This window comes from Niastella sp. sgz303648, from assembly GCF_059587045.1.
Map to the genome: position 1 here is coordinate 879313 of NZ_JCAPSW010000001.1, position 15428 is coordinate 894740.

A 15428-nucleotide genomic window follows, 5' to 3' on the forward strand; every position below is an offset into this window, starting at 1 on the left:
ATGCAACTATTGCGGCCAAAACATTAAATGGCAAGATGCTTTGAAATGAGTTCCGCTGTGGCTTAGGGTTTGCCATTAACACGAAACTGCTTCAGATTTGGTTTCAGTCACCGGCAGTTTCCGCCGGAAATAATATATCCTTTACCGTTACTATCTTTTTTTACTGTTGCGTTCAGCGCAAGAGCAACCAGGCTCAGGGCTTTTTCAATATTATCATCTACGTGAAAATAACCGTAAAACGCACATCCCATTGAACTACCCTCCAGCGTTATTTTTGTATGATAATATCGCTGCATTTCCTCAATCACCTTCGTCACAGAAACGCCCGCATAACTGAATTTACCTGTATGCCGCTGCTTATAATACACTGCATCTTCCGGCGCTTCTATCTTCTGTATTTCATTGGTAGTATTATTGTATACTACACTCTGATTGGTGTTTATAATAACCGCCTGCAACTCTTTATTGCTATCGGTAGTTTCAACCTTAACATGTCCGCTGGTTACCACCACTCTTGAAAACCCGTTGGCATAGGCTTCTACATTAAATGAAGTACCGAGCACAGTGGTTTTTATACAGGGCGAATGAATAATAAACGGATGTTTTGTATCGTGCGTAACTTCAAAAAAAGCTTCCCCGGTTAAAGTCACTTCCCTGTTATCGCCGGTAAACCGGTCGGGATATCGTAACCGGCTGTTTGGTTCAACTGTTATTACCGAACCATCGGCCAGCTTTAACACTTTTCTTTTTCCGCCGGTTGCGATCTCTTTTTGCACCGGCACAGTCATCAGCATATTTTCATTTAACCAATAACCCACACCGGCGAGAATGATTATGGCGGCGGCAATGGCTATTTTCATACTGTGCAGGCGAATCACAGGGGCCAAAGATCTTTGTGGTATTTCAATTCGGGTATGGATGTTCTTTAGCAGGCTTTCCGATTGAGATTCGTCGAGCGACTTTCTCATGTAAGCTATGTCTGCCTCAAAATCTGCTGCTGCTACCTTTTCCATATCAGTAAGATCCGTTCCTTCGAGGTAATTCAGCAACCATTCTTTTTCTTCACTGGTAAGCGTCTTACGGGCTAATAAATATTTCAAATATTCCTGTCTGTCTTTCACCAGTTAGATTTTATATATTATAAACACGTTTTTATTGTAAAACCGGGGGGATGCTTTGTTAACTTTTTTTTATCTTTTTACTACACCATGAATCCCATTCCCGATGCATTATTCGCATGCGTTCGAATATAATCGCTTAAGTTGATCATAGCAGCAGATAAATATTCCTTTACGGTATGCCGTGATATCTGCAATTCGGCGGCTGCTTCTTCGTAGGTTTTACCTTCGAGCTTGCATAGCTTTACAACCTTTTGTTTTTGCGGTGACAATTGTTCTATGGCATGTTTTAGCAGGTGATAGTACTGTTCATATTCGAATACATATTGGGCAGTATGCTCATCCGAAGCCAGCAAATTCCTGTGAAGCACTTCTTCTCTCAGTTTTTTCCGGGTATAGTCGATTGAGAGATTAAAACTGATAACAAATATCCAGTTGGCAACCGGTTGTTCGTAATTGATCTCATGCCGTTTTTCCCATAATCGTATAAACACTTCCTGTAAAATATCCTGTGCAACTACCGGCTCTTTGGTTAGTTTAACAATATTGCGGTACACTACCTGGTAATACCGCCAATACAAACTGTCAAAGGCCGACACATCTCCGGCTCGTAACCTTGCTACTAATTTAGAATCGGGGCTCTTCATAAAATGTACGTTTTTTAATGTTGATCTTTCCGTTTATGGACTTATTGTATACAGCTTCATAGGGCCGGCAATGTGATGCATTATTGTTTCATTAATTCCTTAACTATCTTTTGTCCGTCTGAGCGTATTACAATTGTGTAGATACCTGCGGCTAATCGCGCATGTCCATCTACGGCAATAACATTAGGGCCCGCCTGTATGGCAATGTTCTTATTATACAATGGGCGGCCGTGCATATCGAACAGGGTTACCACGGCCTGCTGCGAACGGGGGGCCGTGATATATAATTTCAACTGATCTGAAAACGGATTGGGGCGCACTTCTGCCACGAAATCGCCACCGGGCGCGGGCGACAGCATAACAACATTGCTGTACTTTGAAGCGCCGTTTTTATAAAACAATTTCAACCGGTAATAATAAAAAGGCGCTTTTACAGCAGGTACATGTTCGGCACTGTAATCAGCAGCATCGGTGGTGTTGCCTTTAGCGGGAACAGTAGCCACCGACGTATATACCGTATCATTGGTTGAAAATTCAAGTTCAAAATGATCGGTGTTCACTTCCTGCGATATTTGCCACGAAAGCACATTGGCATTTTCTTTTACAGCGCCGTGTAACACCAGCGTTGCCGCAGGAATCGGACTGATCACTCTGAAATATTGTGTGTACCCGCAACCGAAATCACCGGCAAGCGTAGCAGGGTAAGCCGGTAACCCGTTGCTTAAAGGCTGGTAGGTACCATCCATTTTTACAGTATATAAATAACCTTTACCGGCCGAAGAATTGGCCCACCAGTATAAACCATTGCACCCATCATCGGTAACCACCATTCTGTAACAGCCGTCGGGCAACTGTAACGTGTCGGTATAGGTAGTATTGGATGCTGTTGGATTGCGTTGCTTCAGAACGGTACCATTCAGGTCTTCGATGCGCCATTTGGTTTGCGTACCATTACTATTGGTTCTTAATACAACGGCAAACTGTGCCGCCCAGTCAACCGCAGTAACAAAATATGTTTGCATGCTGTTATTGAGCGCATATCCGTCGGCGCTTCCATTGATTTGCTGAATGGTTACCTCAAATCTGTTCACCGTGCCGGCGGCCAGTGAGCTAAGCGCCGTGAGGTTGGGCAGCATGATAGCGGTATCTTTCAATGCAGCCAGTGATAAACCGGTTGCAGTATAGGTTTGCAAAGTTTGACCAGCCACACCATATTGAAACGACACAGTATTAATAGTAGTAGCGCCGGTATTCCTGATAACCACCACAGGGTTTCCGCAAATGGGATTGGATCTGAAATTGCCTTCATAGTCAGAGGGTGCAATAATATTTTCTACCGATGCGTCTAACGACTTGTTATACGCGCCATAAAAGAACAAAGCCGATTCAATGATGTACGACGCAGTACCGGAATTGCTATAGGTTTGAAAATTTACATCCACATTCATATTACTGCCGGATGCTGCATTACCCAGCTTGTGGATATTAGGATTCACCAGTTCGCCGGGGCACCACCCTGCCCTGTTATATACCCAGGTGCCTGATTGCGGATACAGGTTATTGCTGCCGCAATCGGCTTTCCAGATCGTTTTTTGTTCTGTTAAACTGCCGTTGGCGTATACCTGATAATATTTACTGCAAAATTCTGAGCAACCGGTATTGTCGCTGCCATGCCCCGTTACCGTAAACTTCATATCGGCCTGCTGCGTACCGGAAGGAACAGCCGCATCGGTTGCCGGCAAATAATTTTCAATAGGGTCGGATGCGTTTCCAAAAGGGAAGGCTCCATGCCATAATCTTTTTATACCGGTAACATTGCGCGGAGGCGTGCCTTCGATAAAGGCAAACTGTATGTTGCCGGTAAAACCGCCTGAATAATTATGATAGCCTAACCGGATGGTTGCGTTGTTCTTTAATACCGGGTAATAATCTGTTACATCAAAATAATAGCGTTGCTTCCAGTTCCAGCCCGTTCTGGGATAAGAGGCGTTGGCATAGGGTGTGATCAACCGGCTCAATTCGAAGGTGTCGGTGGGCGTCATCAGAAAATTTTGAACGGTATAATCCCAGTCGCCACAATATTGGGTACCTGAAGGACATTGATATTTGCCCAACGTAAATACCATTATTATTTTACGATATGATACGGAACCGTTCGGAAAAGTTACACTGGCGTCAAAGTCGTTGTAGTAATCAAGGTGTACGTCGTTTTGTGCCTGAACCCAGGTAGTGTCGCCGGGATTGGCAACTGATTTTACAGAAGTAAGCAGTGATATAATAAATAACAGTAAGCCCCCACGTATAAGGTATCTCATTCTTTGCAGTTGTTTGTTTGGTTGTTGACTTAAATGGGTAGCGGACACTTAAATTACGCTCAGATAAATTAAAAAGGGGGAGTCGCAACCGTCGCAATCGCGGGACAATGCCGGGACAACAGGGGGTACAATACCATATAAACATCTGGACAAAAATGTAAACGACTGATAGTTATATCAATATCATACATCAACATTTCTTTGTTTATGTTGAAAAATTTCAGGTTTGTATCCCCCCTCCTAACTATTATGTATATTTTACTTTTTGAGATATGCGAATAGTCTCGCGCAAAGGCGCAAAGCCGCAAAGCTTTTTCTTAGCGTTCTTACAGATCGCGAAGCGATCATCTTTGTCCCGCCATGGCGGGAGCGCCTTTGCGAGAATTAAAAACCCTTAACTAAAGGAAATTGATATTATATATTATCAACCAGTTCCTCCAGCTCATCATCGTCCTGCAGATTGATCTTGCGGCGAATACGCTGCCGCGTTTTTTTGATGGAATCCGGAGCAATGCCCAGCATGGCGGCCATTTCTCTTCGGGAAAGTTTTAATTTTAACAATGCGAGTAACCGCTGTTCGGCAGGTGTTAAGTCGGGATATTTTTGTTTCAGGTTATCGAAGAACCCTTTTTGCACTTTTTCGAACAGTTGCCTGAATTCGTTCCAGTGGTCTTCGGTGAGGATCGTATATCGCTTCAGCTTTTCGGCGATCTCTTCTTTTTCTTTAAGCACAATATTATTATCGGGCAATGCATTCAGTTCCTCTATTTCGCGTTTAAACTGTTCTATCAGTTTATTCTTTTCCCGAACATTTTCGATGTAATAATTCAACCGGGCCGATGCATCCTTCAACAGCTCCCTGTTCTTTTTTTGCCTTATTTGCAGGCGGTAAATAAACTGTGCGGCTATTATCAAACATAATAATATTACCACTATTATGAAGTTGCGCACCAGCAGGCTTTTACTTTTTTCGCTGGCCAGCAGCTTCATCTCAGCCAAATGCTTCTCAACAGCCACTTTCTGCTCGGCCTGGGTAATTATCATCGCATTCTGCTTTTCTCTCAATTCATTTTGCAGCCGGCGTGCGGTGTCGAGATATACAAAAGCGCTATCAAATCTATTCAGCCGTTTAAACAGTTTAGCTTTTTTCAGCGCATAGTATAAATATGTACGTGGAGCATTCTCTTTTTTAAACAATGAGGCAATTTCATCCAGTTTGGAAGCAGCGGCTTTCAGATCATTCCTTTCGATATCGATATCTGCCATCAAAACCAATGTATGTTCAGCACTTGCCCATTGCGCGGTTTGCATGCTCAGTGTATAATCGGTTTTCAGCAACGGTATCGCCGAATCGTATTTTTTATATTCGTAATAAACCATTCCCAGATTGCCTGATAATATGCCTGTCCACGGCACATCGTGCGATGTTTTGGCAATATCCAGCGCCCGTTGAAAGAACACAACGGCGCTGTCGTTATTTTTTAACTCGCTGTAGGAAAGCGCCAGTGTATTGTAAGTGTGAATGGCTGCTACCGAATTGCTGAACGGGTATTTTATAGCATTGGAGAGATATTGCCTGGCCTTTTCAAAGTTGCCAAAATCGTAATACATCAGGCCCAGGTCGAACAGATAGCTGCCGGAATGCGGATAATTTTCATAACCGATTTCATTCTGAATAATATTATTAGCCCTGATCATGTATTCAAAAGCCTGCGGATATTTGTTGAGCTTGTAAAAGATCAACCCCATATTATTATATATCTCCGCCTCCTGTTCCTTCAGGTTTTGCGATTTGGCCAGCTCAAGCGCTTTTGTAAAATACCGTAAACCGCCGGTAGCATGCATGCCATGGCCTTCTTTCTGATAATCACCCATGGCAATCAGCGAAAACACTTTCAGCGGCACATCATTTTTTTCATCGGCCCAATGAAGCAGCCCGTTCAAAGCGGCGAGGGCATTTGCCGAATCAAGATGCAGTACCTGATCGTTATAAATTCTACGGGCAACGGTAACCCTTTCCCCGGGCGCCGTTTTTTGCAGAATGCCAAAATAATCAGATGGCAAGGGATAGGTTAGTAAAACAATAAGCAGTAATAAAAAAAAGAGCGGCAGTTTCTTTCTCATCAGTCAGTGGTTTTTGCAAGGTTTAGCTTTCAGTGCTTTGGTTACTTAGCGTATGGCGCAACGCGATTTTTTACCTAAGGCAAGAAATCAAACAGTCAATCAGGTAATAGTGGGGGGTCAAGAGTTTCACCGCTATAATAAAAAATATTTACCAATTACAAAAAAAAAGAATTAATGTCTTTTGCACATTTATAATCAGATCCCTGCTTTTTACAAATGTCAGACAATAAACAGCTCCCTACAACATAAGCAGTGTCAGCACACTATCTGTAACAATCGTTTGCAGTGCAGGTAATGGACGTACCGTTGCAACATGGCATTTATTTCAGGACAGTACGGGATGCTGCACGTATTACGCACTGCGTTTGCAGTGCCGGTCAATAGCGTACGGGTATACCGTGCGTTGCAACACTGAATTTCAGGAACGGTGCGAGGATACGCTGCGCAGGCACACGGTAATTTTTCTATATAAGATTGATGTTTCGCCGGAATGTTTTCTGAGTTATAACAGTAATGGACAACTTTACTATCTGTTCTGCCGGTAGCACACTTTGCTTTCAATAGAACAAAAAACAATCAGCTAACATGTACTGTTACCCGTTTTCGCCCCTTTGTCGACCTGCTCCCCATTCATGCAACCGGCCCGGCATTATTCAGACCTGCCGGCATCTATGCAACCCTCACAGAGTATCTATGTTGACCTGAAAAGATGGGCTGTTACCTGTTTTAATGAAAAAACAACTTGCTGAAAGGTGTTCCACATGTGATTTTTCCCTTAACTCAGGTGCAACAACTAAAAAACAATCAGCAAATAGGAGCTGTCACGTGTTTTCGCACCTTTTGCAATTTGTGCAACATCTTCGCAACCTGCTCAGCATTTTTGCTCACCTGCGCAGCATCTATGCTGACCTGCAGAGATGCTCTGCAACCTGTTTTTGGCGTTTAGCCAAATGCTTTACTTACTTCTTCAGTTGTTACGCTGGTTATATCAAATGAAACGGAGATTTAAACATTTGTAACGATGCTTTTCACACGTGGCTAAACATTTTTACAGCGAAAAGAGAGGTTGTAACAAGTTGCAGAGATGTTGTGCCACTCAACAAAGATGTTCTGCACTCCAACAAAGATGCGCTGCAACCGTGCAAAGATGTCATGCAACTTGTTTTGATTGTTTAGCCACGTGGCTAACCTGTTTAGCCAATTGCTATTCCCTGCTTCGCAGTTGTAATACTGGTTTAACGTCTGGCTAAAGCATATAGCCAGGTTGAGAAGCCGTTTAGCCACATGATTCGCAGGTTGCAACACGCAACAAAGCCATTCCCACACGCCGCAAAGCTGAAAGAACATCGAACAATGGGTTTTCGAACACTTTTGGGTGCACCGGGCCCGTTCGGACTTTGGCTGCCTCCAATTAGCAATTAGCTCATTCCCCTAAAATCGCTGCTCACCCCCTGGTTTTCCTGCTTTATCGGTTTTTGCATCAGGCAGGTCATTATCAATATATATAATGATGTAGATTAGTTGCAAAGACAGGTTAAAAGCCGGAAGACAAAGACCCGGAGAGTTATAATTTTTGTCGGCAAAATTAAAACCCGGAACCTTGTGCCTTGAAACCTGGAACTTGTAACTTTATATCATGCCAACGGTAAAATTTACCTATGCGCTTAAAAGATTTTTCCCGAAGCTAAAAGACACTGCCATAACGGGAAATACACTGACGGCTGTTTTGCAGGAAATAGAAGCCGGCAACCCCGGTGTATGCAAATATGTACTCGATGAACAGGGCCACCTTCGTCAGCATGTAAATATCTTTATCGATGGTATTCTTATAAATGACCGAACCTCACTCAGCGATCCGTTTACCGAAAACAGCGAAATTTATATTATGCAGGCTTTGTCGGGCGGATGAATGCACAAGGAACAAGGTACAGGGCACAAGGTACAAGACTCAAGGTACAAGGCACTCACCTTCGCTAAAGCTTCGGTGAGCAAGCAAGGCACAAGGCTTCAGGTGTAACGTACTAATTGTATACAATCTTCTTTACTGATTAAAAATAGTACAGATGAAATCAACGCTTTTGTTAGGCACCCGTAAGGGTTTTATTGCTTATCGCTTTTTGAATAATCAATGGCAGGCCGAAAACTGCTCCTTTGAAGGCGTACCAGTTTCAATTGCATATGCCGATCCGCGCAATGGCACCTGGTGGGCTTGCCTCGATCACGGTCATTGGGGCGTTAAGCTGCAACGATCGAACGACCGTGGCAAAACCTGGGAAGAAGTGGCCGCGCCGGCCTACCCCGAAGGAGAAGAAGTAAAAGATGGCAAACCCGCTGCTACGCGGTACCTGTGGTCAATGTCGCATGGCGGTAGTCATTTTATGCGACGGTTATGGATCGGCACCGATCCCGGCGGTTTGTTTATGAGCGAAGATGAAGGCAACAGTTTTCAGCTGGTGCAATCGCTGTGGCAGCATCCCACCCGCAAAGAAGGCTGGTTCGGCGGCGGGCGCGATCTGCCAGGCATTCATTCAATTTTGGTTGATCCACGCAATGAAGATCATATTCATATTGGCATCAGCTGCGCCGGCGTTTTTGAAACAACTGATGGCGGCAAAAACTGGGCAATACGCAATAAAGGTTTACGGGCCGATTTTTTGCCCGACCCGAATGCTGAAGTAGGCCACGACCCGCATATTGTTGTAGCGGCACCGGGCAATCACGATGTATTATGGCAGCAAAATCACTGTGGTATATTTCGGTCAACCGATGGCGGTATGAACTGGCAGGATATAAGTGAGCCCGAGGGGCCTGCCCGTTTTGGTTTTGCCATTGCCGTGGCCGATGACAATCCCGATCAGGCCTGGGTAGCGCCGGCCGACAGTGACATGATACGCACTGCCATCAAAGGCGCGCTGTGTATTTGTCGTACCGACGATGGCGGCAAAACCTGGAAACAATTGCGCAACGGGCTTCCACAGGAAAATTGTTACGACATTATTTATCGACATGCACTGGTAACCTCAGGCGACGCAGTTGCTTTTGGCACCACCACAGGCAACCTGTTCTTCTCGCCCGACCGCGGCGAAAACTGGCAGGTTGTAAATAACTACTTGCCTATGATACATTCAGTGCAATTCGTTGATTAAAATATAAGGTTTAAGGTATAAAGTTTAAAGTAGGGAACCCGATTATCAGAATTTAAACGTCTTTGAAATCAGTTTTTATGTTCGAACTTAGGGTTCTACCTTAAACCTTATACTTTATACTTTAAACTTTACTCAAACACCTGTCCATAACGCCAATGCTCCACATACTTACCATCTTTCAACTTAACGATATCGATCAGGTGCATGGTAATGCGTTGGCCATTTGCAGGCCTGTTCAAAAGCTCAGCCACCTGTATACCTGAAATAGATTTTCGGGTAACCACGGTATCGCCTTCTGCAATCTGGTCAAAAATATCTACCTTAATATCAGTGAGCGCCTTGTGCAGCACCTGTATAATATAATCTTTGATCCCCTCCCGGCCGGCCGGTATGCCAGGCGTAGCTGCACTGCGGTTCACAAAATCATTCGCCACCAGTTCTTCAAAAGCCTGCACATTTCCTTTTTCAATAAACTCCTTATTAAATCGCGCTACTACTGCTTTGTTCGTTTCCTGTAGTGTACTCATATTATTTATTATTAATCTTAACAATATTCAATTTCTCATTTCTCATGCTGAATTTCTTTTGCAAATTTCCCAACATCCTGCTCAACCCGGTAACGCTAACAGCTCAATTAATTGCGATTTCAGCTCCTCTGATAATAAAAATTCTGATCGGGAAAATGGCTGTCGAAGAAAGACGATGGGCGCCTTGTTCCTTGTCCCTTGAGCCTTGTACCTTGTTCCTTGTGCCTTGTGCCTTACGGTTTTATACCTTGTTGTTTTTTCACACGCCCTGTTTTTTAAAAATTCTTCCCTTTTACCGTAGGGTACCCCTACTCTTTCGGTACATATATAAGATAGTATGGACAAAAATTTATTTTTCAACCTGTTGGATAAGTATCGCGATGGCACTGCCAGCGATGCGGAAATAGCGTTGATAGAAGAATATTACCGGCGGCTTGAGGCAGCCGGCACAACAGAGCTGACAGGCGAAGAAGAAGCAGCATTAAAAGATTTGTTATATAGAAAGATCACCAGTCATATCGGTGTACAGGAACCGCAGGAGCAGGAAACGAAAGTAATTGCGCTGAAGCGAAAAAATTACAAACTGGTTGCAGCGGCCGCTGCTGTATTTGTTATGACAGGAGCAACAGGTTATTACTGGCTGATGAACAAATCCCAAACCCGCACCACTCAGCCGGTTGCCGTTAAAACAAACCCCAAAGACCTTCCGCCGGGAAAAGATGCAGCCATTTTAACCCTGGCCGATGGCAAAAAGATCGTGCTTGACAGCGCCAGCGGAACGATCACCCAACAGGGAAATGTAACCGTATTGAATATTAAAGGTCAGCTTAGCTATGCAGCCACCGCCAAAGAACAGGGCAATAGTGAAGTAGTGTTTAATACTGTTACTACAGCAAGGGGAAACCAGTATCAGCTGGTGCTGGCCGATGGTTCGAAAGTATGGCTCAACTCGGCCAGCTCGCTTCGTTTTCCAACATCATTTACCGGCAGGCTGCGTGAAGTAGAACTCGATGGAGAAGGATATTTTGAAGTAGCTAAAAACGCCGCAAAACCATTTCATGTAAAAACACGATCGCAGGATATAGAAGTGCTGGGCACCCATTTCAACGTGAACGGGTATAAAGATGAGGAAGTTATTAAAACAACGTTGATCGAGGGTAAGGTGCGGGTGCAATCGGCAATCGACAATCGGCAATCGGCAATACTTATACCTGGTCAACAGGCTATTGCTTCCAATAGCAGTGCATCGATACACGTAAAAGACGATATAGACATTGACCAGGTAATGGCCTGGAAGAATGGCTGGTTTGAATTTGATGACACCGATCTGAAAATGATCATGCGGCAGGTAAGCCGCTGGTACGATGTGGATATTGTATACGAAACAAAAACAGGTAATGAAAAATACGGAGGACGCATCAGCCGTAACATCAACCTTTCGAACATATTAAAAATGTTGGAGAGCTATGGCGTGCATTTCAGGCTCGAAGGAAAGACCCTGATAGTAATGTGAGAAGACCGAAGCCGGATGTCAGAAGTCAGAGGTCGGATCGAACCCCCGGACTCTTCAGACTTCCGACTTCAGACCTCAGACTTCAGTATTAAACGGGATCAATAGACAACAGGTGAAAAGCACGATGCAGCAATGCTACCAGTAACAGGAGTTACGAGGTTATAACAATTGAGTAATGGAGCACAACTTCGGGAATTCATCTTTTCAGTCGGTTTTTGCAGCACTGCATGTATGCCCATCGCCTGTTGCTATTTCCTGTTTCATCCGCCGTCCCGATAGCTATCGGGAAGCGAAGGCGGATCGCCGTATAAAACCTCTCGCAAAGGTGCTAAGTTGATCGCTTCGCGATCTTTAAGAACGCTAAGAAAAAGCTTTGCGCCCTGGCGCCTTTGCGGGAACCTTAACGAAATATATTAATTATAAACGATTGGCCATTAACGAACAGACGAATTCACGATCCACAATTGACGATTGACGACAAAGAAAAAGCCGCTTCGTGGTCCAGACGAAACGGCGGGGTTCAGTAATAATAAACAAAACTGTTGAGGAATCATTTATTCAATCACTAAACCAAAGCAAAAGTATGCAAAAAACTGCTCTTGTCCGCCTAAGTCACGGCTCAGGCGAGGCTATTGTTTGCCGGACTAAAAATACCGGTGAACATAATTACCGCGACAAGCACAAACTGCTAAAGGTCATGAAATTAACTGCTATCCTGTTATTTATCACCTGCCTTCATGCAGCTGCCCGTACCAGCGGGCAAACTGTCACATTATCGCTCAAAAATGTGCCGGTACAAAAAGTTATTAAAGAAGTATCACGGCAATCGGGCGTATCGATCGTGTACAGTGAATCGATGTTTGAGGGAATGAAGCGGGTAACTATTAACGTTAAAAATTTATCTGTAAAAGAGGTATTGCAACAATGCCTGCCTGGCCAGCCATTTGAGTTTGCCATGCAGGGAAATACAATTGTAATTAAAAAGAAAACGATGGTCGAAGCCCCGGTTGCTGTTAGTGCGCCCGAGGCCCCATTGGCTGACATAAAAGGTAAAATTACCGATGAAAAAGGCGAACCCATTGTGGGAGCCAACGTACAGGTAAAAGGTAGCGGCAAAGGAGTTACTACCAATTACAACGGAGAGTTCACCATTCAGGCCAATAAAGGCGATGTGCTGATCATTTCTTACGTAGGCTACGCTTCCCGCCAGGTAACGGTTGGCGACGATAAAAACATTCAGGTTTCGCTGGCCCTTAACAGCCAGCAACTGGGCGAGCTGGTGGTAACCGCACTGGGTATACAGCGCCGTCAAAAAAGTTTAACCTATAGTACGCAAAAAGTAACCAATGCCGATCTCACCACTGTGAAAAACATGAACCCCATCAACAGCCTCAATGGTAAGGTTGCCGGTTTACAAATCAACCCCAGTGCATCAGGTTTGGGCGGTTCAGTGAGAGTAATATTACGCGGACAAAAATCAACCCGTGAAAATCAGCCGCTGTATGTAATAGACGGTGTGCCGTTAACCAACTTTTCATCGGCACAGCCAATGAATGTATGGGGCGAAAGCGGTGGTACCGCCAATGCGGTAGGACGCGACGGTGGCGATGTGCTGAGCTCGCTGAATCCCGAAGACATTGAAAGTATGACCGTGCTGAAAGGTGCATCTGCAGCTGCTTTATACGGAAGCCAGGCAGGTAACGGCGTAATCATGATCACTACTAAAAAGGGCCGATCAGGTACCGCCAAAGTTGATTTCTCATCGAGCTTCACGATGGAGAAACCCATGTACTATCCCAAACTGCAGTACGATTACCTGCAAACCAAAAAAGATAATATTTACAGCTGGGGGCCCGAAGGTTCAAGCCCCGATCATGTGAAATCTTTTTTCAACACAGGCACCACCTGGATCAATACGGTAGCATTCACAGCAGGGAACGATAAGGCACAAACGTATTTTTCCTATTCCAATACCAGCAACAAAGGCATTATGCCAACCAGCGAGCTGGGTCAGCATACCTTTAACTTCAGACAAACAGCAAAGTTCTTCAATGATAAACTGAGTGTGGATGGAAACATCCTGTTCTCGACCCAAAAAACAAATAACCGCCCTTCAACCGGTTTGTACTACAATGCACTGACCGGATTATATCTTTTCCCGAGAGGGCTCAATTTTGATCAGTATAAAACATATGAATACTGGTCGAATAAGCGCAATGTAATGTTGCAGGACTGGTGGAACATCAACTACGATAAAGATCAAACCGGGGCCGATAACCAGCAGAACCCTTACTGGATCCTTCACCGCAACTTAAACGAAGGCAGAAAAGACAACCTGTTTGCTTCGCTTACTTTAAAATATCCCATTACAAAATGGTTAAACATACAGGCCCGTGGTAGCGTGAACCGCAATTACGATAACTACGAGTTTAAAGCCTATGCCGGCACGCAGATAACGCTGGCCGACTTTAACGGAAGATATACAAACGATCATTTAACCCGCACCCTGTTGTATGGCGATGTAATTGTTTCGGGTAATACAAACATTACCCATAAAATCGGGTTCAGCTATAACGCCGGTACCAGCATCAACGACCAGAAACAGGACCGCGAGTTCTTCGATTCAAAAGGTAGCGATCTTCGCTTTGCGAATATCTTTACACTCGGTAACCTGAACCTTACGCCTGCCGCAACGGTGCAACCTACCGGTCTTCGCCGCCAGGTGCAGTCTATATTCGGTACCGGAACTTTTGATTTCGATGAAAAGATATATCTCGATCTCACAGCCCGTAACGACTGGTCATCAACCCTTGCCTTTACACCGAAAAAGAACAGCGGTTATCCTTATTTCTCTGCCGGTTTAAACACCATCATCAGCGAACTGGTTAAACTGCCTGCGCTTATTGATTACGGTAAAGTACGGTTTTCCTATGCCAAAGTAGGTAATGATGTGGAAGCGTTTTCAACGCTGCCTACCAATACCATCAGTTCAGGCAATTATGGTTCCATTCAGGTGGGCCCTTATCTCGGCGCCTGGCTGAAACCCGAAGATGCCCGTTCGATTGAAATAGGTACAGAATGGAAATTGTTGCACAACCGGTTATCAATTGATGTTACCTGGTATAAAACCAATACCAAAGACCAGTATTTCGAATTCGGCGCTCCTTTGGGCAGCGGCTTATCACGATTCTTTGTTAATGCCGGTGAAATAGAAAACAAAGGCTTTGAAATAGCGCTGGGTTACGACGTATTGCGCAAAACCAACCTGAAATGGACAAGCAACCTGAACCTTACCAGAAATAAAAACAAAGTAGTAGAGTTGTTACCCGAACTCGGCGGGCAATATGAAATTACCACCGCCGGTGTAAACAACTATTCACTTCGCATTCGTGAAGGAGGTTCTTACGGTGATATATACGGCAAAACATTTTTACGCGCAAAGGATGGTTCTATTCTGGTTGATGATAATGGCAAACCACAGGGCGGCGAATTTGGTTTCCTCGGCAATCCCAACCCCGATCTGCTGGCCGGATGGTACAACACCGTTGATATAAACAACTTTGTGATCACTGCATTGATCGATGGCCGTTTTGGCGGCAAGGTAATGAGCATTACACAGGCTGTGCTGGATGAATACGGTGTATCGAAGGTTACTGCCGATGCCCGTAAAGCGGGCGGTGTGCAGTTGAATGCTACCAAAGTAAGCGGCGGCAAATGGAGCGGCGCTATCCCTGCAGAAGTTTTCTATTCTACAGTAGGCGGCCGTGCAGGTATTACAGAATACTATATGTACGATGCCACCAACATCAGGCTGCGTGAATTATCGGTTGGCTATAAAGTACCATCAATCAGTAAGATCATAAAAGATATCCGGTTGTCGCTGGTAGCACGCAATCTTTTCTTTATTAAAAAAGAAGCGCCATATGATCCTGAACTGAGCATGAGCACCGGAAACGGGCTGCAGGGCATTGATGTGTTTTCATTGCCTGCAACACGTAGCGTGGGATTGAGTTTCAGATGTTCATTTTAGACCTCAAA

At 44.5% G+C, this 15428-nt stretch carries 9 protein-coding genes; 4 read left to right on the forward strand and 5 right to left on the reverse strand.

Annotated features, from left to right (window positions below; genetic code table 11):
• Nucleotides 1-107 precede the first annotated feature (107 nt).
• The 4 genes from AC59IL_RS03070 to AC59IL_RS03085 all read right to left on the reverse strand — a co-directional run bounded on the left by AC59IL_RS03070 (nucleotide 108) and on the right by AC59IL_RS03085 (nucleotide 6204).
• On the reverse strand, nucleotides 108-1121 hold the full coding sequence (locus tag AC59IL_RS03070; RefSeq protein WP_496550606.1) for a FecR family protein: 1014 nt from the start codon (nucleotides 1119-1121) through the stop codon (nucleotides 108-110).
• Between the two features lie 80 nt (nucleotides 1122-1201).
• Nucleotides 1202-1765: an RNA polymerase sigma factor gene (locus tag AC59IL_RS03075; protein ID WP_496550607.1), complete on the reverse strand. Its 564-nt coding sequence runs from the start codon at nucleotides 1763-1765 to the stop codon at nucleotides 1202-1204.
• Between the two features lie 80 nt (nucleotides 1766-1845).
• Entirely contained in the window at nucleotides 1846-4080 is a 2235-nt protein-coding gene (locus AC59IL_RS03080; RefSeq protein WP_496550608.1) for a peptide-N-glycosidase F-related protein, read from the reverse strand.
• A 414-nt stretch (nucleotides 4081-4494) separates the two neighbouring features.
• Nucleotides 4495-6204 (reverse strand): tetratricopeptide repeat protein, encoded by a 1710-nt coding sequence (locus AC59IL_RS03085; RefSeq protein ID WP_496550609.1) that lies wholly within the window; start codon nucleotides 6202-6204, stop codon nucleotides 4495-4497.
• 1636 nt (nucleotides 6205-7840) lie between these two features.
• Here AC59IL_RS03085 and AC59IL_RS03090 point away from each other — a divergent pair.
• Nucleotides 7841-8113, forward strand: a complete 273-nt coding sequence (locus AC59IL_RS03090; protein ID WP_496550610.1) for a MoaD/ThiS family protein — start codon at nucleotides 7841-7843, stop codon at nucleotides 8111-8113.
• A gap of 154 nt (nucleotides 8114-8267) precedes the next feature.
• A complete protein-coding gene (locus tag AC59IL_RS03095) occupies nucleotides 8268-9350 on the forward strand; it encodes a WD40/YVTN/BNR-like repeat-containing protein (RefSeq protein ID WP_496550611.1) in 1083 nt (360 codons plus the stop codon).
• A 128-nt stretch (nucleotides 9351-9478) separates the two neighbouring features.
• Here the strand turns inward: AC59IL_RS03095 and AC59IL_RS03100 are convergent, their stop codons facing one another.
• The gene (locus tag AC59IL_RS03100; protein WP_496550612.1) at nucleotides 9479-9877 is read right to left on the reverse strand and encodes an ester cyclase; all 399 of its coding nucleotides are present in this window, start codon (nucleotides 9875-9877) and stop codon (nucleotides 9479-9481) included.
• Nucleotides 9878-10214: 337 nt separating this feature from the next.
• Between AC59IL_RS03100 and AC59IL_RS03105 the strand changes: the two genes are divergently transcribed.
• The gene (locus AC59IL_RS03105) at nucleotides 10215-11390 is read left to right on the forward strand and encodes a FecR family protein (protein WP_496550613.1); all 1176 of its coding nucleotides are present in this window, start codon (nucleotides 10215-10217) and stop codon (nucleotides 11388-11390) included.
• 697 nt (nucleotides 11391-12087) lie between these two features.
• On the forward strand, nucleotides 12088-15420 hold the full coding sequence (locus AC59IL_RS03110; protein WP_496550614.1) for a SusC/RagA family TonB-linked outer membrane protein: 3333 nt from the start codon (nucleotides 12088-12090) through the stop codon (nucleotides 15418-15420).
• Nucleotides 15421-15428: the final 8 nt, after the last annotated feature.

Excerpts from the sequence above, each read along its gene's own strand:
- AC59IL_RS03100 (WP_496550612.1), bottom strand. The coding sequence starts at position 9,877 with ATGAGTACACTACAGGAAACGAACAAAGCAGTAGTAGCGCGATTTAAT.
- AC59IL_RS03085 (WP_496550609.1), bottom strand. The coding sequence starts at position 6,204 with ATGAGAAAGAAACTGCCGCTCTTTTTTTTATTACTGCTTATTGTTTTA.
- AC59IL_RS03110 (WP_496550614.1), top strand. The coding sequence starts at position 12,088 with ATGAAATTAACTGCTATCCTGTTATTTATCACCTGCCTTCATGCAGCT.
- AC59IL_RS03095 (WP_496550611.1), top strand. The coding sequence starts at position 8,268 with ATGAAATCAACGCTTTTGTTAGGCACCCGTAAGGGTTTTATTGCTTAT.
- AC59IL_RS03105 (WP_496550613.1), top strand. The coding sequence starts at position 10,215 with ATGGACAAAAATTTATTTTTCAACCTGTTGGATAAGTATCGCGATGGC.
- AC59IL_RS03075 (WP_496550607.1), bottom strand. The coding sequence starts at position 1,765 with ATGAAGAGCCCCGATTCTAAATTAGTAGCAAGGTTACGAGCCGGAGAT.
- AC59IL_RS03080 (WP_496550608.1), bottom strand. The coding sequence starts at position 4,080 with ATGAGATACCTTATACGTGGGGGCTTACTGTTATTTATTATATCACTG.
- AC59IL_RS03090 (WP_496550610.1), top strand. The coding sequence starts at position 7,841 with ATGCCAACGGTAAAATTTACCTATGCGCTTAAAAGATTTTTCCCGAAG.